25 protein-coding genes are annotated in these 25923 nt (G+C 61.3%); 20 read left to right on the forward strand and 5 right to left on the reverse strand.

Going from position 1 to position 25923, the window contains the following annotated elements; genetic code table 11:
- The first annotated feature begins 100 nt into the window (after positions 1 to 100).
- The 4 genes from RAK1035_RS14655 to RAK1035_RS14670 are packed head-to-tail and all read left to right on the forward strand — an operon-like array spanning position 101 to position 4294.
- Entirely contained in the window at positions 101 to 343 is a 243-nt protein-coding gene (locus RAK1035_RS14655) for an exodeoxyribonuclease VII small subunit (RefSeq protein ID WP_008280891.1), read from the forward strand.
- A gap of 5 nt (positions 344 to 348) precedes the next feature.
- On the forward strand, positions 349 to 1212 hold the full coding sequence (locus RAK1035_RS14660; protein ID WP_008280892.1) for a polyprenyl synthetase family protein: 864 nt from the start codon (positions 349 to 351) through the stop codon (positions 1210 to 1212).
- A gap of 32 nt (positions 1213 to 1244) precedes the next feature.
- A complete protein-coding gene (gene dxs, locus RAK1035_RS14665; RefSeq protein WP_037297612.1) occupies positions 1245 to 3173 on the forward strand; it encodes a 1-deoxy-D-xylulose-5-phosphate synthase in 1929 nt (642 codons plus the stop codon).
- Between the two features lie 32 nt (positions 3174 to 3205).
- Positions 3206 to 4294, forward strand: coding sequence for a PQQ-dependent sugar dehydrogenase (locus RAK1035_RS14670; RefSeq protein ID WP_008280894.1), 1089 nt, complete (start codon positions 3206 to 3208; stop codon positions 4292 to 4294).
- Positions 4295 to 4356: 62 nt separating this feature from the next.
- Here the strand turns inward: RAK1035_RS14670 and RAK1035_RS14675 are convergent, their stop codons facing one another.
- On the reverse strand, positions 4357 to 5358 hold the full coding sequence (locus RAK1035_RS14675) for a GlxA family transcriptional regulator (protein ID WP_037297719.1): 1002 nt from the start codon (positions 5356 to 5358) through the stop codon (positions 4357 to 4359).
- Positions 5359 to 5532: 174 nt separating this feature from the next.
- On the opposite strand from RAK1035_RS14675, the gene RAK1035_RS14680 reads away from it, so the two are divergent.
- Positions 5533 to 6903 (forward strand): class II 3-deoxy-7-phosphoheptulonate synthase, encoded by a 1371-nt coding sequence (locus RAK1035_RS14680; RefSeq protein WP_008280896.1) that lies wholly within the window; start codon positions 5533 to 5535, stop codon positions 6901 to 6903.
- A gap of 60 nt (positions 6904 to 6963) precedes the next feature.
- Here RAK1035_RS14680 and RAK1035_RS14685 read toward each other — a convergent pair whose 3' ends face one another.
- On the reverse strand, positions 6964 to 7614 hold the full coding sequence (locus RAK1035_RS14685; RefSeq protein WP_008280897.1) for a PAS domain-containing protein: 651 nt from the start codon (positions 7612 to 7614) through the stop codon (positions 6964 to 6966).
- A gap of 254 nt (positions 7615 to 7868) precedes the next feature.
- On the opposite strand from RAK1035_RS14685, the gene RAK1035_RS14690 reads away from it, so the two are divergent.
- The 10 genes from RAK1035_RS14690 to phoB all read left to right on the forward strand — a co-directional run bounded on the left by RAK1035_RS14690 (position 7869) and on the right by phoB (position 17366).
- Positions 7869 to 8759 (forward strand): YicC/YloC family endoribonuclease, encoded by an 891-nt coding sequence (locus RAK1035_RS14690; protein WP_008280899.1) that lies wholly within the window; start codon positions 7869 to 7871, stop codon positions 8757 to 8759.
- A gap of 60 nt (positions 8760 to 8819) precedes the next feature.
- Positions 8820 to 9461, forward strand: a complete 642-nt coding sequence (gene gmk, locus RAK1035_RS14695) for a guanylate kinase (RefSeq protein WP_008280900.1) — start codon at positions 8820 to 8822, stop codon at positions 9459 to 9461.
- Positions 9458 to 9979 carry a gamma carbonic anhydrase family protein gene (locus tag RAK1035_RS14700; protein ID WP_008280901.1) on the forward strand — a complete coding sequence of 174 codons (522 nt, stop codon included), beginning with the start codon at positions 9458 to 9460 and terminating at the stop codon, positions 9977 to 9979. Before gmk ends, RAK1035_RS14700 begins: the two co-directional genes overlap by 4 nt.
- Before the next feature lie 6 nt (positions 9980 to 9985).
- The gene (locus RAK1035_RS14705; RefSeq protein ID WP_008280902.1) at positions 9986 to 11032 is read left to right on the forward strand and encodes an ATP-binding protein; all 1047 of its coding nucleotides are present in this window, start codon (positions 9986 to 9988) and stop codon (positions 11030 to 11032) included.
- Between the two features lie 165 nt (positions 11033 to 11197).
- Positions 11198 to 12235 carry a substrate-binding domain-containing protein gene (locus tag RAK1035_RS14710; RefSeq protein ID WP_008280903.1) on the forward strand — a complete coding sequence of 346 codons (1038 nt, stop codon included), beginning with the start codon at positions 11198 to 11200 and terminating at the stop codon, positions 12233 to 12235.
- A gap of 60 nt (positions 12236 to 12295) precedes the next feature.
- Positions 12296 to 13756: a phosphate ABC transporter permease subunit PstC gene (gene pstC / locus RAK1035_RS14715; protein ID WP_112303171.1), complete on the forward strand. Its 1461-nt coding sequence runs from the start codon at positions 12296 to 12298 to the stop codon at positions 13754 to 13756.
- A complete protein-coding gene (pstA, locus tag RAK1035_RS14720; protein ID WP_008280906.1) occupies positions 13753 to 15105 on the forward strand; it encodes a phosphate ABC transporter permease PstA in 1353 nt (450 codons plus the stop codon). The genes pstC and pstA overlap by 4 nt, the downstream gene beginning before the upstream one ends.
- A 16-nt stretch (positions 15106 to 15121) precedes the next feature.
- Positions 15122 to 15922: a phosphate ABC transporter ATP-binding protein PstB gene (gene pstB / locus RAK1035_RS14725; protein ID WP_008280907.1), complete on the forward strand. Its 801-nt coding sequence runs from the start codon at positions 15122 to 15124 to the stop codon at positions 15920 to 15922.
- Between the two features lie 10 nt (positions 15923 to 15932).
- Entirely contained in the window at positions 15933 to 16661 is a 729-nt protein-coding gene (gene phoU / locus RAK1035_RS14730; protein ID WP_008280908.1) for a phosphate signaling complex protein PhoU, read from the forward strand.
- Positions 16662 to 16676: 15 nt separating this feature from the next.
- On the forward strand, positions 16677 to 17366 hold the full coding sequence (gene phoB / locus RAK1035_RS14735) for a phosphate regulon transcriptional regulator PhoB (RefSeq protein ID WP_008280909.1): 690 nt from the start codon (positions 16677 to 16679) through the stop codon (positions 17364 to 17366).
- 6 nt (positions 17367 to 17372) lie between these two features.
- On the opposite strand, the gene RAK1035_RS14740 is transcribed toward phoB, so the two are convergent.
- Positions 17373 to 18284, reverse strand: a complete 912-nt coding sequence (locus RAK1035_RS14740; RefSeq protein WP_008280910.1) for a LysR substrate-binding domain-containing protein — start codon at positions 18282 to 18284, stop codon at positions 17373 to 17375.
- Between the two features lie 103 nt (positions 18285 to 18387).
- Here RAK1035_RS14740 and RAK1035_RS14745 point away from each other — a divergent pair, with 103 nt between their 5' ends.
- The 5 genes from RAK1035_RS14745 to RAK1035_RS14765 all read left to right on the forward strand — a co-directional run bounded on the left by RAK1035_RS14745 (position 18388) and on the right by RAK1035_RS14765 (position 23817).
- A complete protein-coding gene (locus RAK1035_RS14745) occupies positions 18388 to 19611 on the forward strand; it encodes an acyl-CoA dehydrogenase (RefSeq protein WP_008280911.1) in 1224 nt (407 codons plus the stop codon).
- A 3-nt stretch (positions 19612 to 19614) separates the two neighbouring features.
- Positions 19615 to 20874: an NAD(P)/FAD-dependent oxidoreductase gene (locus RAK1035_RS14750; protein WP_008280912.1), complete on the forward strand. Its 1260-nt coding sequence runs from the start codon at positions 19615 to 19617 to the stop codon at positions 20872 to 20874.
- Between the two features lie 91 nt (positions 20875 to 20965).
- On the forward strand, positions 20966 to 22372 hold the full coding sequence (locus tag RAK1035_RS14755; RefSeq protein ID WP_008280913.1) for an MATE family efflux transporter: 1407 nt from the start codon (positions 20966 to 20968) through the stop codon (positions 22370 to 22372).
- A gap of 249 nt (positions 22373 to 22621) precedes the next feature.
- Complete coding sequence (gene aroQ / locus RAK1035_RS14760) at positions 22622 to 23065, forward strand: type II 3-dehydroquinate dehydratase (protein WP_008280914.1); 444 nt, start codon at positions 22622 to 22624, stop codon at positions 23063 to 23065.
- Entirely contained in the window at positions 23062 to 23817 is a 756-nt protein-coding gene (locus RAK1035_RS14765) for a LuxR family transcriptional regulator (protein ID WP_008280915.1), read from the forward strand. The genes aroQ and RAK1035_RS14765 overlap by 4 nt, the downstream gene beginning before the upstream one ends.
- A 376-nt stretch (positions 23818 to 24193) precedes the next feature.
- Here the strand turns inward: RAK1035_RS14765 and tsf are convergent, their stop codons facing one another.
- Together tsf and rpsB are read right to left on the reverse strand one after the other, a co-directional pair.
- On the reverse strand, positions 24194 to 25066 hold the full coding sequence (gene tsf, locus RAK1035_RS14770) for a translation elongation factor Ts (protein ID WP_008280916.1): 873 nt from the start codon (positions 25064 to 25066) through the stop codon (positions 24194 to 24196).
- Between the two features lie 77 nt (positions 25067 to 25143).
- Positions 25144 to 25908: a 30S ribosomal protein S2 gene (rpsB, locus tag RAK1035_RS14775; RefSeq protein WP_037297615.1), complete on the reverse strand. Its 765-nt coding sequence runs from the start codon at positions 25906 to 25908 to the stop codon at positions 25144 to 25146.
- Positions 25909 to 25923: the final 15 nt, after the last annotated feature.

Consider the following 25923-nt stretch of genomic DNA (forward strand, 5'->3'; position numbering starts at 1 on the left):
GCCAACTGTCCCTCAGCCGCAATGAAGCGTCAACCGAATTGCACCCCCCGCCACAGCACCCTATGCTAGGTGCTGAAATGCCCAGCACGAGGACCAGCCGATGACCGATACGCCCCCCTCCGAGATGACCTTTGAACAGGCGATGAAAGAGCTGGAGCAGGTTGTTGGGCGGCTGGAACGGGGCGATGTGGCGCTGGACGAGTCGATCACGCTTTATGAGCGCGGCGCCAAGCTCAAGAAACGCTGCGAAGAAAAACTGAAAGAGGCCGAAGAAAAAGTCGCCGCCATTACGCTCGACGCCGATGGCCAGCCCACCGGCACGACCCCGGTGACAGGTCTCTGATCCAGATGCAGGCGCGACTTGCCGCCGAGGCTGAAACCATTCAAACGCATCTTTCCCGCGTTCTTGCCCCCTTTGGCACCGGCCCCGTTGCCGAGGGCATGCGCTATGCCACGCAGGGCGGCAAGCGCATCCGAGGCTTTTTGGTGATGGAAAGCGCGCGGCTGCACGATGTGCCTGAGACAGCCGCGATTTGGCCCGCCACGGCCATTGAGGCCTTGCACGCCTATAGCCTTGTGCATGACGATCTGCCCGCCATGGACAATGACGACCTGCGCCGGGGTCAACCCACCGTCCATATCAAATGGGACGAGGCGACCGCGATTCTTGTGGGCGACGCGCTGCAATCGCTGGCGTTCGAATTGGTGGCGCATCCCGATTGCGGCCCGGCTGAGGTGCGCGCCGGTCTGACACTTAGCCTTGCTCGTGCAGCCGGAGGGCAGGGGATGGTTCTGGGCCAAGCGCTCGACATTGCCGCCGAAACCGCCACATCGCCGCTCAGCTTGGATGAGATCACGACGTTGCAAGCCGGCAAGACCGGCGCGCTCATCCTGTGGTCCGCCACCGCAGGCGCGTGCATGGCCCATGCCGATATGACCCCGCTAAGCACCTATGCCCGCGCGCTTGGTCTTGCGTTCCAGATTCAAGACGATGTGATCGACGTGACCGGCGATGCCGCCGCCGCAGGCAAGGCCGTGGGCAAGGATGCCGCCGCAGGCAAGGCCACCTTTGTTTCGCTGCTGGGCTTGGACGGGGCCCGCGCCCGCGCCGCATCCCTTGTTGACGCCGCTTGCGACGCACTATCTTGTTACGGGGAACGGGGCGAACGCTTGCGCGACCTTGCCCGTTTCGTTATCTCGCGCCAAAGCTAGACTTTGCTGAATTTACCCCACGGAGGGGCATGATGTCCGACCGCCCGCAAACACCGCTGCTTGATCAGGTCGCCAGCCCCGCCGATCTCAAAAGGTTTTCCGATAGCCAATTGGTGCAACTGGCGCATGAACTGCGCTCGGAAACCATTTCCGCCGTGTCGGAAACCGGCGGGCATCTGGGGGCCGGTCTGGGCGTGGTGGAGCTGACTGTCGCCCTGCATCACGTGTTTGACGCGCCGCGCGACAAGATCATCTGGGACGTGTCGCATCAATGCTACCCCCACAAGATCCTGACGGGCCGCCGCGACCGCATCCGCACCTTGCGGCAAAAGGACGGGCTGTCGGGCTTTACCAAACGCTCGGAATCGCCCTACGACCCGTTTGGCGCGGCCCATAGCTCTACCTCGATCAGCGCCGCACTTGGCTTTGCCGTGGCCCGCGATCTGGGGGGCAATTGCCCATCAGGCCTTGGCGATGCCATCGCCGTCATCGGCGACGGGGCGATGTCGGCTGGCATGGCCTTTGAGGCGATGAACAACGCAGGCCACCTGAAGAAACGCCTGATTGTCATCCTCAACGACAACGAGATGTCGATTGCCCCGCCAGTGGGAGCGCTGTCCTCTTATCTCTCGCGGCTCTATGCCGAGGCCCCGTTTCAGGATTTCAAGGCCGCCGCCAAAGGTGCCATTTCCCTGCTGCCGCCCCCCTTTCAAGAGGGCGCGCGCCGCGCCAAGGATATGCTCAAGGGGCTGGCCGTGGGCGGTACATTGTTCGAGGAACTGGGGTTCAGCTATGTCGGCCCCATCGACGGCCATGACCTGCACCAACTCTTGCCGGTTCTGCGCACCGTCAAGGCGCGCGCCACCGGGCCGATCCTTATTCATGTGCTGACCAAGAAGGGCAAGGGCTATGGCCCTGCCGAGCGCGCCCGCGATGGCGGCCATGCGACCGCCAAATTCGACGTGCTGACCGGCGAACAGCGCAAATCGCCCTCGAACGCCCCCAGCTATACCGGCGTCTTCGCCAAGGCGCTGCTGGCCCATGCCGCACAGGACGACAAGATCTGCGCCGTGACCGCCGCCATGCCCGATGGCACCGGCCTCAACCTCTTTGCCGAACGCTACCCCTCGCGGCTCTTTGACGTGGGCATCGCGGAACAGCATGCCGTTACCTTTTCGGCCGGTCTGGCGGCGGGGGGGCTCAAACCCTTTTGCGCGCTCTATTCCACCTTTTTGCAACGCGGCTACGATCAGGTCGTGCATGATGTGGCGATTCAGCGCCTGCCGGTGCGGTTTGCCATCGACCGTGCGGGGCTTGTGGGCGCAGACGGCGCCACCCACGCGGGGGCCTTCGACACGGCCTTTCTTGCCAATCTGCCCGGTTTTGTGGTCATGGCCGCCGCCGACGAAGCCGAGCTTGTCCATATGGTCGCCACTGCCGCCGCCCATGATGAGGGCCCGATTGCGTTCCGATATCCACGCGGCGAGGGGATGGGCGTCACCATGCCCGAACGCGGCGAACCGCTGGAAATTGGCAAGGGGCGCATCATCCAGACGGGCGCGCGCGTGGCGATCCTCTCCTTTGGCACGCGCCTCTCAGAGGTGCTCAAAGCCTCCGAAGCCCTGCGTGCGCGCGGAATTACGCCCACCATCGCCGATGCCCGTTTTGCCAAACCGCTGGATGAGGCGCTCATCCTCGATCTCGTCCAGAACCACGAGGCGATGATCACCGTCGAAGAGGGCGCGATTGGTGGATTTGCAAGCCATGTCAGTCACTTCTTGGCCGAAGCTCAGGTCTTTGATCGCGGCTTCAAATTCCGCTCCATGGTCCTGCCGGACACGTTCATAGATCAGGCCAGCGCCGAGGATATGTATGCCGTCGCGCGTCTGAACGCCGCCGACATCGAAGCGCGGGTGCTTGACGTGCTGGGCATCGCACAACTGGCTGGAAAACGCGCCTGACATACCTATCTGGATGGGAAAAGGAGAAAGCGATGCGCCTTATCCCTCTCATTCTGGCGGCCTGTTTCGCCATAACCCCGGCCCACGCGCTCGATAGCAGCGCGGGCAAACTGACTGTCACCAAAATGGTTGACCAGCTCAACGATCCTTGGGCCATTGGCTTTCTGCCCGATGACAGCCTGCTCATCACCGAAAAAGGTGGCCGCCTTCTGCATGTCATAAAAGGCCAAGGTCGGGCCATCACCGGCCTGCCGGATGTTGCCACACGCGGGCAGGGCGGATTGCTTGATATTCTCGTGCCCCGCGATTTCGCGCAAAGCCGTCAGCTCTATTTCACCTATTCCAAACCGCAACCGGGCGGGGCAGGCACCGCCATCGCCCATGCCCGCCTTGCCCCCGGGGCGGATCGCCTCACCGATTGGACCGTGATATTCGAGTTGGAACCCGGCTCCTCTGGCGGGCGGCATTTCGGCTCGCGTCTGGTCGAGGGGCGCGATGGGATGCTCTACGCCACCATCGGCGACCGGGGCGATGACAGTTCGGCCCAAGATCTGGCACGGCAAAACGGCGCGGTCGTCCGGATCGCCCGCGATGGCACCATCCCTTCGGACAACCCGTTCACGCAAACCGCCGGGGCGCAACCTGAAATCTGGTCCTATGGCCACCGCAACCCGCAAGGCGCGGCGCTTGATGCCAAGGGCAATCTCTGGGTGGTGGAACATGGCGCGCGCGGCGGCGATGAGGTGAACAGCATCGCCAAAGGCGCGAATTTCGGCTGGCCGGTGATTTCCTATGGTCGCCACTATTCAGGGCTGAAAATCGGCGAGGGCACGCAGAAATCCGGCTTGGAACAGCCCGCGCATTATTGGGATCCCTCCATCGCGCCCTCTGGCATGATGATCTATCAGGGCGATATGTTTCCGGAATGGCGCGGCGATATCTTTGTCGGATCCCTCAAATTCGACATGATCTCGCGCCTCGATGGCACGCCGCTTACAGAGGTGGAGCGCCTCAAATCCCGCGAAACCCAGCGCGTGCGCGACATCCGAGAGGCCCCGGATGGGTCAATCTGGTTTCTCAGCGTCGGGCAGGGTGCCGCCTACCGTCTCAGCCCGGGCTGATCTTCATCTGGCTTGAAATACCTCGGGGGTCTGGGGGCAGCGCCCCCAGCCTGGCCGCACCCTCAAACAGACAGGCGCGAGCTATGTGCGCCGCGTTCGCGGTAGGGCGTCGTGTTATAATGCGCCCGGTAGCACTTTGAGAAATGCGAGGGCGAGGCAAATCCGCAGGCCAGCGCCACGTTGATCACGGTCATATCGGTCTGCATCAACAGGTTGCGCGCCTTTTGCAAGCGCAGTTCCATGTAATACCGCTTGGGGCTGCGGCTGAGATACCGGCGAAACAGCCGTTCCAACTGCCGGGTCGACATGCCCACATCGCGTGCCAATGTCGCAGGGCTGATCGGCTCTTCGATATTGGTTTCCATCATCTGAATGACTTGGCTCAGCTTGGGATGCCGAACGCCGATGCGTGTCGGAACGCTCAGACGCTGCGTGTCCTGATCGGTGCGGATCGAGCTATAGATCTGCTGATCCGCCACGGCATTGGCCAGCTTCTCGCCATGATCATCCGCGATGATATTGAGCATGAGGTCAATCGACGACGTGCCGCCCGCCGTGCTCATCCGGTTGCCATCAATCACGAAGACCGATTTCGTCAGGGTGACATCCTCGAATTCTTCGAGAAAACTGTCATGGTTTTCCCAATGGATCGTCGCGCGCTTGCCATCCAAAAGCCCTGCGCGCGCCAGAACATAGGACGCGGTGCACAGCCCCCCCATGCGCAGCCCCTTGCGCGCCTCACGGCGCAGCCAGTTCAACATGCGCTTGGTGGCGGCCTTTTGCACATCCATGCCGCCGCAAACCAGAACCACATCCTCGCGGTTCAAATCGGAGAGCGCAAAGTCGAGATTGAACCGCACCCCGGCAGAGCAGGTGATCACATCCTCGGAATCACCTGTCAAAACCCAGCTATACAGCTCTTCTTCGGCCATACGATTGGCGATGCGCAGACATTCGATGGCCGAGGCAAAGCTGAGCAGGGTGAATCTGTCCAGCAACACAAACACAAAGCGTTTGGGCTCCTTCGGCGCTTTCACCGCGATCTTCGTGGCCTCTGACGTCATCATCACTCGATTCCCCGGCACAACGGCCTCTATAGCGGTCTGTCACGAATCTGTCGCGATTGACAAGAGAGCCATGGTCGATTTGCGACGCATTCTTGTGCGTTTCATATGGCCTCTTGCCCGCCGCTTTGCTAAGCACGGGTCTCAGATTACGTTCAATGCGGAGTAAGGACGATGACGGAATGGCAGAAAACGGGCTGGCGCGCGAAACCGCGGGTGCAGATGCCTGATTATCTCGATGCCGCCGCACTGGCCAATGTCGAGGCCCGTCTCAGGCAGTATCCGCCGCTGGTTTTCGCCGGTGAGGCGCGCCGGCTCAAACGTGCGCTCGGCGCTGCTGCGCGCGGCGAAGCGTTCTTGCTTCAGGGCGGCGATTGCGCCGAGGCCTTTGATCAATTCTCGGCTGATGCGATCCGCGACACCTTCAAGGTGATGCTGCAAATGGCGATGGTGCTGACCTATGGGGCGAAGGTGCCAGTGGTCAAGGTTGGCCGCATGGCGGGGCAATTCGCCAAGCCGCGCTCGGCCCCGACCGAGGTGATCGAGGGCGTGGAATTGCCCAGCTACCGGGGCGATATCATCAACGAACTGGCCTTCACCCCCGAGGCGCGCATTCCCAATCCGGACAAGATGTTGCAGGCCTATACGCAGGCTGCGGCCACGCTGAACCTGTTGCGTGCTTTTTCAACCGGCGGCTATGCCGATGTGCATCAGGTCCATGCCTGGACGCTGGGCTTTACCGAAAGCGAGAAAGCCGCGAAATACCGCGAAATGGCCAATCACATCTCGGACGCGCTCGACTTTATGAAAGCGGCGGGTGTGGACAGCGACAATGCCCATACGCTCAAGACCGTGGATTTCTACACCTCGCATGAAAGCCTCTTGCTGGAATATGAAGAGGCGCTGTGCCGGCTCGACTCCACCTCTGGGAAATGGCTGGCGGGCTCTGGCCACATGCTGTGGATCGGCGACCGCACCCGGCAGCCGGATGGCGCGCATGTCGAATTTCTGCGTGGCGTGCAGAATCCCATTGGCCTTAAATGCGGCCCGTCGATGACCTCGGACGATCTCAAGCGGCTCTTGGCCACGCTCAACCCCAGCAATGAGGCCGGGCGTCTGACACTGATCGCGCGCTTTGGTGCGGGCAAGGTGGCGGAAAACCTGCCGCGCCTGATCCGCACGGTGCAGGAAGAGGGGGCATCGGTGCTCTGGGTCTGTGATCCGATGCATGGCAATACGATCAAATCCGCGACCGGCTATAAAACCCGGCCGTTTGAATTGGTCCTGCGCGAGGTTCAGGAATTCTTTGGCATCCACAAGGCCGAGGGCACCATCCCCGGCGGCGTGCATTTCGAGATGACCGGGCAGGATGTGACCGAATGCACCGGAGGCATGCGGGCGCTCTCCGAAGAAAACCTGTCGGCGCGCTATCACACCGCCTGCGATCCGCGCCTCAATGCCAGCCAATCGCTCGAACTGGCCTTCCTCGTGGCGGAAGAACTGAAATCCCTGCGCCATGATCGCCGTCAGGCCGAAGCAGGATAAGAGAACTGCCAGACCGCAACGGGGAGCAAGGCCCTGTTGGGGTTGGTGCCTCAGCGCGGCTTACTTGACCACCCGCAGATGCGCACGCCCGCGCGCCGCACCGCGCACCGGCCATTCACCGCGCAGACCTCCGGTTAAGGGTTCATTCGGCTTTGCCGCCGGTGCCGCTGTGGCGTCCAAGGGCAGCACCCGAACCGACGTCATCTCGAACCGGCGCGAGGCACGGCCGATGTCGCCCTGCGTGACCAAACAGCCAAGCGCCCGCGACACATCCCCCAGATCACTGCGCAACGGCCAGAGCAAAAGACGCCCCGTCATCTCGGGCCGTCCCAATCCCGCCTTGGCGTGCAGGTCTATGTCCAACCGCGCAGGCCGCTCGAAAAGATCCACCAGCGCCAGCGCAAAGGTTTCGCGCGCCGCAGGCGTGATCAGGCTCGACAGTGGCATGCCGCGCACTTCCATCCCCATCAACGCATTAAGATGCAACCCCGCCACCCGCAGCCGCGTCACCCCCGGTGCGATGCGTTCGACGATAAAGGCATTGGACAGCAGCCCGCCAATATGGCGCGGGTTGATGTCTGAGCGGCGCGGCACCTCGGCCCCCTCGCAAAGCCCCGCCCAATAGCTGTGAAGCGCCTGCAAATCGGCGGCATGCAGCCGGTCAACGGCTGTGACCCCCGGAAAACACGAGATGGTTCTGTCATCCTGCATGACCCACTCCTTTGCACCCTGCCTTTGCACCCTGCCGATCAAGCCCTGCAACGACAGCCTGCCTGATGAACCTTGCGCAGCGCCTGAGGCACCGCACGTTGGACCAAGACTGCCACAAGTTTTTGGGAATTTATCTAAAAATCGCGGAGATTGGTTAACCTCTCGGGGCGGTGGGGCAGGCCACCGGGGACTTGCCAGCCGCCGGGTCACGCACTAGGACGGGGCAACGCCGCAAGCCCCAAGGACGACCGCCGATGATCCAGTCGATGACCGCTTTCGCCACTGCCAAAGGGGCCATTCCGGGCCATGACTGGACATGGGACTTGCGCAGCGTGAATGGCAAAGGGCTCGACCTGCGCCTGCGCGTGCCCGACTGGATCGAGGGATTGGACCCCGCGCTCCGGGCGCGGCTGGGGCAGGTGCTGGCGCGGGGCAATGTCTCGCTCACCCTGCGGCTCAACAGTGCGGATGCCAGCGGCCAAGTGGCGGTCAACCCGGACCGGCTCGAGGATGTGCTGCGCGCCATGGCCCTCGTCGAGGATCGCGCCATGTCCTCTGGTCTGTCGCTCGCCCCGGCCACCGCCGCCGACATCCTGACGCTGCGCGGCGTGCTCGAAGCTGGCACCGGCGAGAGTGACAGCACCGCGCTCTGCGCCGCCCTTCTTGCGGATTTCGAACCGCTGCTCACCGATTTTCTTGCCATGCGCGCCGCCGAAGGGGCGGCTCTGGCGCAGATTCTGCACGCGCAACTGGATGAGATCGCCCGCCTGACGCAAGCGGCCCAAGACCTGCTCGCCCAGCGTAGCGCCGACATCGCCCGCGCGCACCAAACGGCCTTGTCCCGCCTACGGGACAGCGCCACCGATCTCGATCCCGCACGTCTGGCACAGGAATTGGCACTGCTCGCGGTCAAGCTCGACGTGACCGAAGAATTGGACCGCCTGCGCGCCCATGTGCGAGCCGCCCGCACCCTGCTTGAGTCCGGCGCGCCCGTGGGCCGCAAGATCGACTTTCTCAGCCAAGAGTTCAACCGAGAGGCCAATACGCTCTGCTCCAAGGCGCAGCATAGCGGCCTGACCGAGATCGGGCTCAGCCTCAAGACGGTGATCGACCAGATGCGCGAACAGGTGCAAAATGTCGAATGAGGCACGCGCGGCCCGCGCAGGATTTGAGTATTTGCACCAAGAAGAAGGACAAGGGACAGCATGAGCAACCGCAGGGGCCTCTTGATCATTCTTTCCTCGCCGTCCGGCGCGGGCAAGTCCACGCTGTCACGGCGATTGCGTGACTGGGACCCGACGATTGCCTTTTCGGTTTCGGCCACGACCCGTGCGCCACGCCCCGGAGAGGTGGACGGGCAAGATTATCACTTCATGTCGCAGCCGCAGTTCAAACAGGATGTAGCCGCCGGCGATATGCTGGAACATGCGCATGTGTTTGGCAATTTTTACGGCAGCCCACGGGGCCCGGTTCAGGCCGCCATCGACGCGGGGCGTGACGTGTTGTTTGATATTGATTGGCAGGGCGCGCAGCAAATCCGTAACTCGGCCTTGGGCGCGCATACGCTCTCGATCTTTCTTTTGCCGCCCTCGATCCGCGAATTGCACCGCAGGCTGGAAACACGCGGACAGGATGCGCCCGATGTCATCGCCAAGCGGATGGAGAAAAGCTGGGACGAAATCAGCCATTGGGACGGCTATGATTTCGTGCTGGTCAATGAAGATCTGGACGCCACCGAGGCGCGGCTCAAAACGATTATCGAGGCCACGCGCCTGCGCCGCAGCCAGCAACCGGGGCTAACCGCACATGTGCGCGCGCTGCAAACTGAATTCGAGGAGATGCAATGACGATCTATACGCTCGACGGCCATGCGCCGCAGATTGCCGAAGACAGCTGGATCGCCCCCGATGCCAATCTGATTGGCAAAGTGGTGATCGAGGATTTGGCCTCGGTCTGGTTCGGCTGCACCCTGCGCGGTGATAACGAGGAAATCCGCGTGGGCGCGGGCAGCAATGTGCAGGAAAACTGCGTGATGCACACCGATATGGGCTATCCGCTCGTCATCGGGCCGGGCTGCACCATCGGGCACAAGGCGATGCTGCATGGCTGTATTTTGGAAGAAAACGTGCTGATCGGCATGGGGGCCACGGTGCTTAATGGTGCGCGCATCGGGCGCAACAGCCTGATCGGCGCAGGGGCCTTGATCACCGAAGGCAAAGAAATTCCCGAAGGCAGCCTTGTGATGGGCGCGCCGGGCCGGGTGGTGCGCAGTCTGGACGCCGCCGCGATTGCCACGCTGCGCGCCACAGCGCTGCATTACCAACAGAATATGCGCCGGTATCGCACCGGGCTTGTGGCGCTCTGACGGGCGATGCAGGGTCTGGCCACGGTTCTGGCAGGTATTCCGCTGGCGGCCATTCTGGTGGGGCCGGATGATCGCATCATCGCCGCCAACCAAGGCGCGCGTGACCATTTGGGGCAGGGGCTTGAGGGGCGACATCTCCTGACCGCGCTCCGACAGCCCGATGTGCTCGAGGCAATAGAGGCCAGCCTGCGCGACCGACAGCCGCGCAAGATCACCTATCAAACATCCGAGGCGGGGCGTGACAGCAGCTTTCAGGTGCATGTGGGCTATGTCGAAACGCTGGATGCGCGCGGCACGCTCGTGTGTTTCGAGGACCTGACCGAGCGCGAACATGCCGCCCAGATGCGGCGCGATTTCGTGGCCAATGTCAGCCATGAACTGCGCACGCCGCTCACCGCGCTCATGGGGTTCATCGAGACCCTGCAAGGGCCTGCGCGCCACGATCAGGCCGCCATCGACCGATTCCTTGGGATCATGCAGTCCGAAGCGGCCCGGATGGAGCGCCTAGTGCGCGATCTTCTGTCCCTCAGCCGGGTAGAGAGCGAAGAGCGCGTGCGCCCGCGCGAAGAGGTCAACTTGGGTCAGGTGATCGGCTCGGTTCTGCATGCCTTGCGCCCCTTGGCGCGTGATCGTGCCTGCGAGATTACCTTTGAGGCGCCCGACGGCATGATCGTGCGCGGCAATGATGACCAGTTGCAGCAGGTCTTTACCAACCTGATTGAAAACGCGATCAAATATGGCGGTACAGGCAACCATATCACCATCACGCTGGAACGTATTGTGCGCGATGCCACCCTGCGTGCGCCGGCCATTCTGGCGCGGGTGCGTGATCAGGGGCCCGGAATCGAGCCGCTGCATATTCCCCGGCTGACCGAGCGTTTCTACCGCGTCGACACCCACCGCTCGCGCGAGATGGGGGGCACGGGCCTTGGCCTCGCCATCGTCAAACATATCGTCAATCGCCACCGTGGACGGCTGCGAATCTCCTCGACCCTTGGGGAGGGTGCCGAATTTTCAGTGATTCTGCCGCAATGGGATCGCCAAGAGGCCTGAGCACGCCCGCCTCGACCGCGAAAAAATCGCCCAGAACCACCAACTTCTCCGCGTGTCATAAAACCGTTACATAAGTGTAACAAAAGCGTTGTGGTTCTCACCTAGTGGTGATCCCGAGGTCGCCCCTGCCTGGGCGTCCCGTGAAACCGAACTCAGGAGCAACTCATGCTGTTCAAATCCACCGTTTCCGCCCTGGCCCTGACGGCCCTCGCCGCTGGCACTGCTGCGGCCCGTGACAACATCCAGATCGCTGGCTCCTCGACCGTGCTGCCCTATGCCGCCATCGTCGCCGAAGCGTTTGGCGAAAACTTTGATTTCCCAACCCCGGTCGTGGAATCCGGTGGTTCGGGCGCTGGCCGCAAGAAGTTGTGCGAAGGCGTGGGTGAAAACACCATCGACATCGCCAACTCCTCTTCGCGCATCAAACAATCCGACATCGACCTCTGCGCCCAGAATGGCGTGACCGAGATCATGGAAGTCCGCATCGGTTATGACGGCATCGTGTTTGCCTCTGACATTAACGGCCCGGCCTATGCCTTTACCCCGGCCGATTGGCACGCGGCTCTGGCGGCTCAGGTGTCCAAGGATGGCGCTCTGGCCGACAACACCAACAAGGTATGGTCCGATGTTCGCGCCGATCTGCCCGGCGACGAAATCCTCGCCTTCGTGCCCGGCACCAAGCACGGCACCCGCGAAGTGTTCGACGAAAAGGTGATCATCGCCGGTTGCGAAGAAAACGGCACCTATGATCTGCATCTTGCGGCCAATGGCGGCGACGAGAAAGCCGCTGAAAAGGCATGTATGGCGCTGCGCACCGATGGCGTGTCCATCGACATCGACGGCGACTATACCGAAACGCTGGCCCGTGTGGATGCCAACAAGAACGGTATCGGCGTCTTTGGCCTCTCGTTCTACCAGAACAACACCGACAAACTTCAGGTTGCCACCATGGGCGGCGTTGTTCCCTCGGTCGAATCGATCGCTTCGGGTGAATATCCGGTGTCGCGTCCGCTGTTCTTCTACGTCAAGAACGCGCATCTCGATGTGATCCCCGGCATGCAGGAATATATCGAGTTCTTCGTGTCCGACGAAATCTCAGGCCCCGATGGCCCGCTCTCGGCCTATGGCCTCGTGTCCGACCCCGAGCTTGCCAAGACGCAGGAAATGGTTGCCAACCGCGTGCCCATGGGCGTGCTGAACTAAGACCAAGACCTCTGAGGGGTGGCGCATCCGCGCCATCCCTCCCTTTTTGGCGGAGAGCAGATGAGTACCGGCTATATCACCCTGATCGTGCTCGGCCTGTGTGGGCTGGGCTTTTTCTTGGGGCGCGCACGCGCCTATGCAACCTCCAAGACCACGGGCAAGAAACTGCACTCGCTGCCGAACTATTATGGTCAGGCGGTCGCGCTTTATACGGCAGTCCCGGCGCTATTGCTGATGCTCGCGTGGCTCTTTTTGCAGCCCCTGATGATTGAGGGGCGCGTCGCGGGCATGATCCCCGACAGTGTGATCCCCGAAGGCGGCGCCAAGAGCCTTGTCATGGCCGATGTGCGCCGGATTGCGGGCGGGCTTGATGCCCTGATGGCCGCAGGCGAGATGTCCGAGGACGATCTGGGCGCAATGCGCGCGGATTTCACCGACATTCGCAACCGGCTTGGCACTGTCGGCGTGGCGCTTGGCTCGGATGTGCCGGTGCCCGTGTTCGAGGCGGCCAAGGAGCTGCGCAAATCGCAAAATGCCGGGAACTTTCTGATGACCCTAGCGGTGCTGGGGCTGTCGCTTGGCCTGCTGGCGTGGTCTTGGTCGCGGGTGCATCCCGATCAACGCGCGCGCAACGCCTCTGAAACCTTTGTGCTGGCGCTTTTGATCGGGGCCTCGCTGGTGGCGATCCTCACCACCGCGGGTATTGTCGCATCGCTGCTGTTTGAGACCATCAATTTCTTCAAGATGTATCCGGCGCGCGATTTCTTCTTTTCGACCGTGTGGAACCCGCAATTCCGGGGCGGGTCTGATCTGGGCATCCTGCCGCTCTTGTGGGGCACGCTCTATGTCAGTTTTCTGGCCCTGCTGGTGGCGGTGCCTCTGGGATTGATGATTGCGATCTATCTGGCGGAATATGCCAGCAAGCCGCTGCGCGCCTTTGCCAAACCGGCCATCGAGGTTCTCGCCGGTATCCCGACCATCGTCTATGGCCTCTTTGCGCTGATCACCGTGGGCCCGTTCCTGCGCGATTATATCGCCTCGCCACTGGGTCTTGGCACCTCGTCCTCTTCGGTGCTGACGGCCGGTCTGGTCATGGGGATCATGCTCATCCCGTTCGTGTCGTCGCTCTCGGATGACATCATCAACGCCGTGCCGCAATCCATGCGCGATGGCTCTTATGGCCTTGGCGCTACCAAATCCGAAACCATCAAGCAGGTGATCCTGCCCGCCGCATTGCCCGGTGTGGTCGGGGCCATCCTCTTGGCCGCCTCCCGCGCTATTGGCGAGACCATGATCGTGGTCATGGGGGCAGGGGCCGCCGCCAAACTTGGCCTCAACCCGTTCGAGGCTATGACAACCATCACCGTCAAGATCGTAAGCCAGTTGACCGGCGATACCGAATTCGCCAGCCCTGAAACGCTGGTCGCCTTCGCCCTCGGCCTTACGCTTTTTGTCTTCACGCTTGGGCTGAACGTCATCGCCCTTGTGATCGTGCGCAAATACCGGGAGCAGTACGAATGACCGATTTCACCGCCTCAGACGCTGTTCCGGCACCGCGCAAAGGGTCTTTGCTGACGCAGGATGCCCGCACCAAGCAACGCAATGCCAAAGAGGCGCGGTTCCGCATGATGGGGCTTGTTGCCGTCACCATCGGTGTTCTTTCCTTGGTGGGCCTGCTGGCCTCGATCCTTGCGAGTGGCCTGTCGTCTTTTCAGCAGACCTATGTCGAGCTTGAGGTCTATCTGGACCCCGCAAAACTTGACAAAAACGGCAACCGCAATCGCGACGACATCGCCAAGGTCTCGACCTTCGGCTATACCCCGCTGATCGAGGCGGCAATGGTCGCCGCGATCGAGCGGACCGGTGTCACCTCGGATGTCGCGAATGCCAAGGCTGCCGGCGAGTTGATCTCTAAAGAGGCCCCCGCCACCTTGCGCGACTTTGTTTTGGCCAACCCGGACAGGATCGGCGAAACCGTGCCCTTCGATCTGCTGGCCGCAGGCCGCATCGACGGCTTCTTCAAAGGCCGCGTGACGATGGAAAGCGCGGCACTCGACCGCAATGTCTCGCCCGAGCAATTGCAGCTTGCCCAACAGCTCAAAGACGCAGGCATCCTTACGACCAAATTCAACTGGGCCTTCTTCACCGCGCCCGATGCCTCTGACACCCGCCCCGAGGCCGCCGGTCTGGGCGTGGCGATCATCGGCTCGGCCTATATGATGCTGATTGTGCTGGTCCTGTCACTGCCCTTGGGTGTCGCGGCCTCGATCTATCTTGAGGAATTCGCGCCCAAGAACCGCTGGACCGACCTGATCGAGGTGAATATCTCGAACCTCGCTGCCGTGCCCTCCATCGTATTCGGTATCCTGGGTCTGGCGATCTTCATCAATATGGTGGGCCTGCCGCAATCGGCCCCCATCGTGGGCGGTCTCGTGCTCACGCTGATGACCCTGCCCACCATCATCATCGCCACCCGTGCGGCGCTGAAATCTGTGCCGCCCTCGATCCGCGATGCAGCCCTCGGTGTGGGCGCGTCCAAGATGCAGGCGATCTTTCACCATGTCCTGCCCTTGGCCATGCCCGGCATCCTTACCGGCGCGATCATCGGTCTGGCGCAGGCGCTTGGCGAAACAGCACCCCTGCTGCTGATCGGTATGGTTGCCTTTGTGCGCGAATATCCCGCAGGCCCGCCCGAAGGGTTCTTTGACCCCGCCGCCGCACTGCCCGTGCAGGTCTATAACTGGACGCAGCGTGGCGACCCGGCCTTTGTGGAACGCGCATCCGGGGCCATCATCGTGTTGCTCGTCTTCCTCGTGATCATGAACATCGCCGCCATCCTGCTGCGCAGACGGTTTGAACGCCGCTGGTAAACAAAGGTATAGACCCATGTATGACGCCCCCAAATTCGCGGAGACGACAGTGACCAATAACGATATCAAGATCGCCGCGCGCAAGGTGCAGGTTTATTATGGCGCGACGCATGCCATCAAGGACGTGGATGTCGATATCCTGGACAAGACCGTGACCGCCTTTATCGGCCCGTCGGGCTGTGGCAAATCCACATTCCTGCGCTGCATCAACCGGATGAACGACACAATCGACATCTGCCGCGTCGAGGGGGACATCCGCATCGACGGCGAAGACATCTACGACAAAAAGGTCGATCCGGTGCAATTGCGCGCCAAGGTGGGCATGGTGTTTCAGAAACCCAACCCGTTCCCCAAGTCGATCTATGACAACGTGGCGTATGGCCCGCGCATCCACGGGCTTGCCCGCACCAAGGCAGATCTCGACGAAATTGTCGAAAAATCCCTGCGCCGCGCCGCTCTCTGGAACGAGGCCAAGGACCGGCTCGATCAGCCCGGCACCGGCCTTTCGGGCGGCCAGCAACAGCGTCTGTGCATCGCCCGTGCCGTCGCCACCTCGCCCGAGGTTCTGTTGATGGATGAACCCTGCTCGGCGCTTGATCCCATCGCCACGGCGCAGGTCGAGGAATTGATCGACGAATTGCGGCAAGAGTTTTCTGTGGTGATCGTCACCCACTCAATGCAGCAGGCCGCGCGCGTCAGCCAGAAAACGGCCTTCTTCCACCTCGGTCATCTCGTCGAATTCGGCGATACCGGCCAGATTTTCACCAACCCCAAGGATGAGCGCACCGAAAGCTACATCACCGGGCGCATTGGCTAAGGAACGCTCCATGTCTGACCATCAGCACATCGTCTCATCCTTCGACCGCGACCTCGAGACCATTCAGGCCCATATCATGAAGATGGGCGGCATGGTCGAACGCGCGATCTCCGACGCCGCTCGCTCGCTTGAAACCCGCGATGACGAACTGGCCGAAGAGGTGCGCGGCCGCGACAAGGCGATTGACGCGCTCGAAGAGCAGATCAACGAAGAGGCCGCCCGCGTGCTGGCGCTGCGGTCGCCCGCCGCGCGCGATCTGCGGGTTGTCCTGACCGTGATCAAGATTTCCGCCAGCCTTGAACGCATCGGTGACTATGCCAAGAACATGGCAAAACGCACCTCGGTCCTCAGCCAGATGGCGGCTGTCAACGGCTCGCCCTCGGCCCTGCGGCGCATGGCCCGCGAGGTCGAAGAAATGCTGAAAGACGTGCTCGACGCTTATATCCAGCGCGACATGGACCTCGCCCATGAGGTAATCCGCCGCGACCTCGATGTCGATCAGATGTATAACGCGATCTTCCGCGAATTCCTGACCTTCATGATGGAAGATCCGCGCAACATCACGCCCTGCATGCATCTGCATTTCATCGCCAAGAACACCGAACGCATGGGCGATCTTGTCACCTCTATCGCCGAACAGGTGATCTACCTTGTCTCGGGCCAGTTCCCCGATGATCCGCGCCCCAAAAGCGATACGACCTCGGTTGACCCCAGCCTTGCGCCCAAGGGCAGCCACTAAAACGAGGAGCCGCCGATGTCTGCTGATCAACCCACCGTCCTCTTGGTCGAGGATGAACCGGCACAGCGCGAAGTGTTGGGCTATAATCTCCAGGCCGACGGCTTTCATGTTCTGACCGCCAGCAATGGTGAAGAGGCGCTCTTGATGGTGGCGGAAATGCCCCCCGACATCATCGTTCTGGATTGGATGATGCCGAATGTGTCGGGCATCGAGGTCTGTCGCCAGCTCAAGACCCGCTCGGAAACGCGCGGCATCCCGATCATCATGCTCTCGGCCCGCTCTGAAGAGGTGGACCGCGTGCGCGGATTGGAAACCGGGGCCGATGACTATGTGATCAAACCCTATTCGCTGGTCGAACTGATGGCGCGTGTCCGCGCCCAACTGCGCCGCACCCGCCCCGCTACAGTAGGCGAACGGCTGGAATATCTCGATATCGTGCTTGATGCCGAAACCCACCGTGTGACCCGCTGTGAAAAGCCGCTCAAACTCGGCCCTACGGAATTTCGCCTGCTGTCGACCTTCATGGAAAAACCGGGCCGCGTCTGGTCCCGCGAGCAACTTCTTGATCGCGTCTGGGGCCGTGACATCTATGTCGACACCCGCACCGTCGATGTCCATATCGGGCGGCTGCGCAAGGCGCTGTGCCAGCACGGCGGCGATGATCCGCTGCGCACCGTGCGCGGCGCGGGCTATGCCTTGGGCTGATCCCCGTCAGCGCGGCAGCAGGTCTTCATCCTCGGCCTGTCCCGCCAGCCAATCGCGGAACTTGCAGAGCGCCGGATCGCGCGCATTTTGGACGGGCCAAACAAGATAGTAAGCCCCGGAAATCAGCGTCTTGTCCCCCCAAGCTGATCTAAATCGGCCCGTCGCCAGATCCTGCTCTGCCAGATAATCCGGCAAAAGAGCGACCCCCAATCCATGCAACGCCGCCTGCGTGATGGTTGAAAATTGGTCATAGATGGTGCCGCTCACCTTGGCCCCGGTCACGCCCTGCGCTTCGAACCACGCAGGCCAGGCACCGGGGCGCGTCTCAATCTGCAAGAGCGGCAGGCGCATCAGGTCTGCCGCGCGTTCGATTGGCGCATGCGCTGCCAAGAATTCTGGCGTTGCCACCGCTACCACACGCTCGGTCCGCAGCCGGAGCGCTTCGGTGCCCAACCAATCGTGCTTGCCAAAATGTATGGCTGCATCAAAGGGTTCCGTGACAAAGTTAAACGGCTTCAGCCGTGTTGACAGGTTGATCGTCACCTCGGGATAAAGCCGCGCAAACTCGGCCAATCGCGGCACCAGCCAGCGCATCCCGAATGTCGGCAGAATCGCAAGGCTCAGACTCCCGCCCGCCGGGTCCGTCGTCAGCTTGAGCGACGCTTGAGCAATCTGTTGCAGCGCGCCCCGGATTTTATCGGCATAATCGGCGGCTTCCGGCGTCAGGTGAATGCCACGCCCTTGCCGCACGACCAACCCCACGCCAAGTTGATCCTCCAATGTTTTCAACTGCCTGCTGACCGCACTTTGCGTTTGCGACAGTTCCGCCGCCGCCGCTGTGGCGCTGCCCAAACGGTCTAGCGCCTCTAGCGCACGCAACGAGGCAATCGACGGAAGAAAGCGGCGGGGCAGGGTCATTCTTGCGGTTTACTCATATGTCAATGTGAATTTATCGTTATTCATCGGCGTTTTGCCAGTGTAACCTGTGCCCAACTCGCAAATTAAGTGACAGGAGCCCGCCATGAACGCCAATACTCCAACCCTGCGCGCCAAGGATGCCCCGGATCTCAACAGTTTTGATTGGGCCGATCCCTTTCGCCTCAATGACCAACTCTCCGAAGAAGAGCGCATGATCGCGGCAAGCGCCCGCACCTTTGCGCAGGAGGTTTTGCAGCCGCGCGTCATCGCCGCCTACCGCGAAGAGCGCGTTGACCCCGATATCTTCAAGGAAATGGGCCAAATGGGCCTCTTGGGCACCACGATCCCCGAGGAATACGGCGGGCTGGGTGCGAACTATGTCACCTATGGCCTCGTCGCCCGCGAAATCGAGCGGGTGGACTCGGGCTATCGGTCGATGATGAGCGTGCAATCCTCGCTCGTGATGTATCCGATCTATGCCTATGGCTCCGAGGAACAGCGCCGCAAATATCTGCCCGGTCTGGCCAGTGGCGATCTGATCGGCTGCTTCGGCCTGACAGAGCCGGATGCGGGCAGCGATCCTGCCGGCATGAAAACCCGCGCCGTGCGCACAACGGGCGGCTATCGCCTGACCGGCAGCAAGATGTGGATTTCCAACAGCCCCATCGCGGATGTCTTTGTTGTCTGGGCCAAATCCGAGGCGCATGACGGGAAAATCCGTGGCTTCATCCTCGAAAAGGGCATGAAGGGTCTCAGCGCGCCCAAAGTGGGCGGCAAACTCTCCTTGCGCGCCTCTGTCACCGGCGAGATCGTGATGGATAACGTCGAGGTGCCGGAATCCGCTCTTTTGCCGAATGTTCAAGGGCTTAAAGGCCCCTTTGGATGTCTCAACCGCGCCCGTTATGGCATCGCATGGGGCGTTATGGGGTCCGCCGAATTCTGCTGGCACGCCTCTCGGCAATACGGGCTGGATCGCAAGCAGTTCAACCGCCCCTTGGCGCAAACCCAGCTTTTTCAGCTGAAACTGGCCAATATGCAAACCGAAATCACCCTCGGCCTGCAAGCGGCGCTGCGCGTCGGTCGCCTGATGGACGAGGCCAATGCCGCACCCGAAATGATCTCGATGATCAAGCGCAACAATTGCGGCAAGGCGCTCGAAATAGCCCGCCATGCCCGCGACATGCACGGCGGCAACGGCATTTCCGAAGAGTTTCAGGTCATCCGCCACATGGTCAACCTCGAAACGGTCAACACCTACGAGGGCACGCATGATGTGCATGCTCTGATCCTTGGCCGGGCACAGACCGGGCTTCAGGCCTTCTTCTGATCCATGCCGGGGCTTGGCAACCTCTGGCGCGCAAGTGCCGTTGAAACCTTCACCGCACAGCCCCTGCGCGGTGAACGCATGGTGGATCTGGCCATCATCGGCGCGGGGTTTACGGGCCTGTCGGCGGCGCTGCATGCAGCCGGGCAGGGGGCTGATGTCGCCGTGCTCGAGGCCGAAACCGTGGGCGAGGGCGGCTCTGGCCGCAACGTGGGCCTTGTCAACGCCGGGCTTTGGCTGCCACCCGATGATGTGTGCAAAATCCTCGGGCCTGGGCCGGGCGAACATCTTAACGCGGTTCTCGCCGAGGCCCCATCGCTGGTCTTTGACCTGATCGCACAGCATGGCATCGCCTGCGAGGCCACCCGCAACGGCACCCTGCATCTGGCCCACGCGCCCAAGGCGATGGCAGATCTGCAATCGCGCCACGCGCAATTGGCCGCACGCGGCGCGCCTGTGCGCCTGATTGACATGAACAGCACCGCGCAACGCACGGGCACGGATAGGTTTTATGGCGCATTGCACGATGCGCGCGCGGGCACGATTCAGCCGCTCTCCTATGCGCGCGGCTTGGCCCGCGCCGCCCATGACGCAGGCGCCTTGATCTGTGAGCAAACCCCTGTCACCGCCGCCGAACATCGCAGCGGCCAGTGGATCATCACCACCCCCGGCGGCAAACTCCGGGCGCGGCATCTGCTGATCGCCACCAATGCCTATCACCGCCCCGTCACCCATGTCTCGCGCCCCGATGTGCCGATAGTCGAGTATTTCCAGCTGGCGACTGCCCCCATCGGCGACAATCTGGCGGGCGATATTCTGGCGGGTGGCGAGGGCTGCTGGGATACGGGCCTCGTGATGACCTCGGTGCGCCGCGACGGGGCAGGGCGCGTTATACTGGGGGGCATGGGGGGGGATGTGACCGTTCATGCCAATTGGGCGCGGCGCAAGCTGACACAGCTTTTCCCGCGTCTGGCTGGCGTGGAAATTCAGCACGCTTGGGCCGGTCGCATCGCCATGACCCACGACCATTTGCCCCGGATTCAGCGCATGGGGCCGGGCGCTCTGGCGATCTTTGGCTATTCCGGGCGGGGCATCGGCCCCGGCACCGTCTTTGGCCGTGCCGCCGCGCTGGCGCTCTTGTCTGGCGATCACAGCGGCCTTCCTGTTCCCGTGGTCGAAAGCCATGCAGAGCAGTTCGTCACCCTCAAATCGCTCTATTACGAGACCGGCGCGCGGCTGGTTCATGCGGTGGCGGCCCGCGGCTGAGCAGATTTGCACACTAAGTGTTGAACGCGTGCCAATTGCACCCCTTTGCTTAGGGTATATGTGGTCACCGGTAAGTTAACAGGAGCAGAACATGGCCCTCACCGACACCGGCGGCAGCTTTACCCAAGGCAATCTTTTTCGGCATATCTCGGTGATGTCCTTCACCTCAAGCATCGGCTTGATGGCTATCTTTGCCGTTGATCTTATTGATATTTTGTTCATTGCCATGCTCGGCCGCGAGGAATTGGCGGCCGCCGCAGGCTATGCCAGCACGATCATGTTCTTTGCAAGCGCCATCAACATCGGCCTCTCCATCGCCGCAGGGGCGCTTGTTGCACAGGCCGAAGGGCGCAAAGACCGCGCCGCCGCGCGCGAAGCGGCCAGCGCAACGGCGGTATTTGCTATGGCGGTGGGTCTGCTTGTGCCCCTTTTGGCCTTGCCTTTTGTCAATGAAATCCTCGGATTGGTGGGCGCAGACGGAGCGATGCGCGACATGGCGGCGACCTATCTGTGGATCATTCTGCCCTCTACCTTTGTTTCGGGCCTCTCGATGGTTGCCGTGGCGGTGTTGCGTGCCTATGGCGATGCACGCGGGGCGATGTATCCCGCGCTCTTGGGCGCTGGCGTTAACCTTGTGCTTGATCCCATCCTGATCTTCAGCCTCAACATGGGTCTCGAAGGGGCTGCAGTGGCAACGGTTTTTGCGCGTATCGCGACCATGGCATTGGCCTTGGGCTATGCCATCTCGCGCTATCAGGCCTTTGCCAAACCACATTTCGCCTGCGTGGCGCGCGATTGCGGCGGCGCGATCAAGATTGCCGCGCCCGCGATGCTGGCAACCGTCGCAACCCCCGTCGGTGCCGCGATCGTGACGCGGGAAATGGCCAAATATGGCGCAGATGCTGTGGCCGGCATGGCGGTGATCAATCGGCTGGTGCCCGTTGTTTTTTCGGTGGTTCTGGCGCTCTCTGGGGCCATCGGGCCGATTTTTGGCCAGAATTTTGGGGCAGGGCGGCTGGACCGGGTGCAAGAGACCTTCTTTGACGGGCTCAAGTTTCTGGCTCTCTACGTTCTCACGATGTCGGCGCTGCTCTTTGTGCTTCGCGGGCCGATTGCTGATCTTTTTGACGCCACCGGACAGATGCGCAGCTTGCTCTACCTCTACCTAGGCCCGCTGGCGCTTGCGTCCTTTTTCAACGGGGCGATCTTCATCGCCAATGCCTCGTTCAACAACCTTGGCCATCCGGGCTATTCGACATGGATCAACTGGGCGCGCAACACGCTGGGGATTTGGCCCTTTGCGGTGGCCTTCGGGATGATCTGGGGTGCGCCGGGGGTTCTTTTGGGTCAGGCGCTTGGCGGGGTGGTCTTTGCCGGTGTCGCCACATGGCTCAGCCTGCGCGTGATCGAAGCACCGTGTAAGGATCCTTTGTTGGGGCATTTCTCATGCCCCGACCAACGCATGCAGGTGGTGATGAACCGGTGCAGCCGGTCCTGAAGATCTATATCTTTATTTCGCATAATCAGTATTATGTAATTAATGTAGATCACGAAAACCGCGTCACAGCATACAACGCTCGCCGTAAAACACTTAAAACCAACATCTTACACCTTACTCTTGATGTGAGACTCCTTGCAGCAACAGTGATCAGAATACACATCACCCTGCAGATGCGCGCGGTACGACCACGCAGGCCTCGACTCGGAACGGATTCGCGGTTTAAGAGAAGATTGCAGGAGTTTTACCATGACCGCACTTCTCTTTCTGAACGGACCCAATCTTAATCTTTTGGGCACACGGCAGCCCGAGGTTTACGGGCACACCACCCTCGCTGATATCGAAACCATGTGTCAGGATGCCGCCCGTCAGCGCGGCGTCACTCTTGCTTTTTTCCAGAGCAATCACGAAGGCGCGCTGCTCGATCAGATTCACGCGGCACGTGGCACCTATGACGGCATCATTCTGAACGCCGGTGCCTATACCCATACCTCTGTGGCGCTGATGGATGCCATCAGTTCGGTCGCCATTCCGACCATCGAACTGCATCTGTCGAATGTGCATGCGCGCGAGGCGTTTCGCCATCAGTCCTACATTGCCCGCGTCGCCGTTGGGGTGATCTGCGGCTTTGGCGCGCAAGGCTATGTTCTGGCGCTTGACGCAATGCTCGGCCATCTGGAGCGCGCCGGATGATCGAAGCCGCGAGGGTCAACACCCTGCTCAATGCCGCCACGATTGAGGAACTGTGGGATCATCATACCCAGTTCATGGCAGAGTATGGCTTTGACCGGCTGATCTATGGCTACACACGGTATCGCACCGCAACATCGCTCGGCGATCCCGACGATTTCCTGATGCTGACAAATCACGATCCCTGCTACACGAATGTCTTTGTGGGTGAAGGTCTCTATTTCAACGCGCCCATGGTGCGTTGGGCGCTTGAAAATGAAGGCGCCTGCTCTTGGTCTGTGCTGCGCCACATGACCGACAGCGGCACCCTCACCCCCCAGGAACGCCGGGTCGTCGAGTTCAACCATGCCCATGGTGTGACGGCAGGCTATTCCATCAGTTTCAAATCGTTCAGCCCGCGCACCAAAGGCGCGATTGCCCTCACGGCGCGAAAGGGCGTAACTCAGTCAGAGGTGGACGACCTCTGGGAACGGTGCGGCGAGCAGATCCTTGCCCTCAACAATGTCGCACATCTGCGCATTCTCTCGCTGCCCTATTGCGCACCGGGCCGCGCCCTGACCCTACGACAGCGCCAAGTGTTGGGCTGGGTTGGCGACGGCAAGACGATCCAAGACACCGCCACCATCATGGGCCTGACCCCGGCCACGGTTGAAAAGCACCTGCGCCTCGCGCGACAGGCGCTGTCTGTTGAAACCACGGCACAGGCGGTGCTAAAGGCGGCATTCCAGAACCAGATCTTTTTTATTGAAAAATAGTCAATAAAATGAAGCCTGTAAGCGATGGTATGGATTTCCTTACTTTCGCAAGTTGACGTTACGTAGCATGATCAGATCGTTCCGTGAGTGGTGGCTATTTTGCCTGGGAACAAATGTGGGCAGGATCGTTTGATCAATTGACAGGCGGTGTTTCTCACTCCGGCTAATCCGGATGTCGGCCGTTGGTTCTTATTTATCAGGACTGACGGTCGGCGCTACCTGATCGGTGTTTCATCCCCAATAGACGCGCCGGTCAAGAAACGGTGCCTTCCGCAAGGAAGGCACCGTTTTTTCATTTAGACCTCAGGCCCAAAGCGCAGAAAATAAAAAAGGGCGCCCCACCGGGACGCCCTGTCTGGGTGATCTGTCGGGCGGATCAGCCCTGAGCGACCTTGGCCACCTCTGCGGCAAAGTCCTCTTCTTTCTTCTCGATGCCTTCGCCGACTTCCAACCGCACGAATGCGGAGATCTCGGTGCCGGCTTCCTTGGCCGCGGCCTCGACCGTCAGATCGGGGTTCATCACAAACGCCTGACCCATCAACGTGACTTCGGCCATGAACTTGGCCATCCGGCCCACGATCATCTTTTCGATCACCGCGTCCGGCTTGCCGGATTCGCGCGCGATGTCGATCTGCACCTGACGCTCTTTTTCAACAATCGCCGGGTCCAGAACCGCCTCGTTCAACGCGGCGGGGTTGGTCGCGGCAACATGCATGGCCACCTGACGGGCAAAACCCTCATCGCCCTTGAACGCCACGAGAACGCCAATCTTGCCCATGCCCTCAGCGGCGGCATTGTGGACATAGGCGACCACGCCGTCACCCTCAACGCGGGCCATGCGGCGCAGCGCCATGTTCTCGCCAATGGTGGCGATCTTGTCGGTCACGAGATCGGCAACAGCCTTACCGTTCACGGTTGCAGCCTTCAGCGCGTCCACGTCAGCTACGCCAACGGCAGCCTCGGCGATCGCGGCAACCATGCCCTGGAAATCGGCGTTCTTGGCGACGAAATCGGTTTCGGAGTTGATCTCAACCGCGACACCAACGCCATTCGCAACCTTGACCGCAACCAGACCCTCGGCAGCGGTGCGTCCGGATTTCTTGGCGGCCTTGGCCAGACCCTTGGTGCGCAGCCAGTCAACCGCCGCTTCCATATCGCCATCTGTCTCAGTCAACGCTTTCTTTGCGTCCATCATGCCTGCGCCTGTGCTCTCGCGCAGTTCTTTTACCATTGCAGCAGTGATCGCCATCTCGGCTCTCCTCAAATTCGGTCTCGGGATTGGGGGCGGGAATACCCCTGCCCCCATGTCAGTTTGATGACGGTGCCTCAGCTCTCGGCTTCGGCCAGCGCTTCTTCGACCGGCAGGTTTTCCAACGCGCCCATGTCAACGCCCGCAGCACCCAACTGTGCCGACATACCGTCAAGCGCGGCACGGCTGACCAGATCGCAATAAAGCGCAATGGCACGTGCGGCGTCATCGTTGCCGGGGATGATGTAATCAATGCCCGCAGGCGAGCAATTGGTGTCCACGATGCCCACTACCGGGATGCCCAGCTTGTTGGCTTCGGCCACGGCAAGCGCCTCTTTCTTGACGTCGATCACGAACAGCATGTCCGGCACGCCGCCCATTTCGCGGATCCCGCCCAGGCTGGCCTGAAGCTTGATCTGGTCGCGCTCGATGCCCAGACGCTCTTTCTTGGTCAGGCCCTCTGCCCCATGCTCCATCATCTCGTCGATCTGCTTGAGACGCTGGATCGACTTGGACACGGTCTGCCAGTTGGTCAGCGTGCCACCCAGCCAACGGTGGTTCATGTAATACTGGGCGCATTTCTCTGCGGCTTCGGCGATCGGCTGTGCGGCCTGACGCTTGGTGCCGACAAACAGGATGCGGCCGTTCTTGGCCACGGTCTCACGGATGGCATGCAGCGCGGCATCAAGCAGCGGCACGGTCTGGGTGAGGTCCATGATATGGATGCCATTGCGCGCGCCATAAATGAATTCGCCCATGCGGGGATTCCAACGCTGCGTCTGGTGGCCAAAGTGAACGCCAGCTTCCAACAACTGACGCATCGTGAACTCGGGAAGAGCCATTACAAAGTTCCTTTT

This window comes from Roseovarius sp. AK1035, from assembly GCF_003288315.1.
GTDB lineage: Bacteria > Pseudomonadota > Alphaproteobacteria > Rhodobacterales > Rhodobacteraceae > Roseovarius > Roseovarius mucosus_A.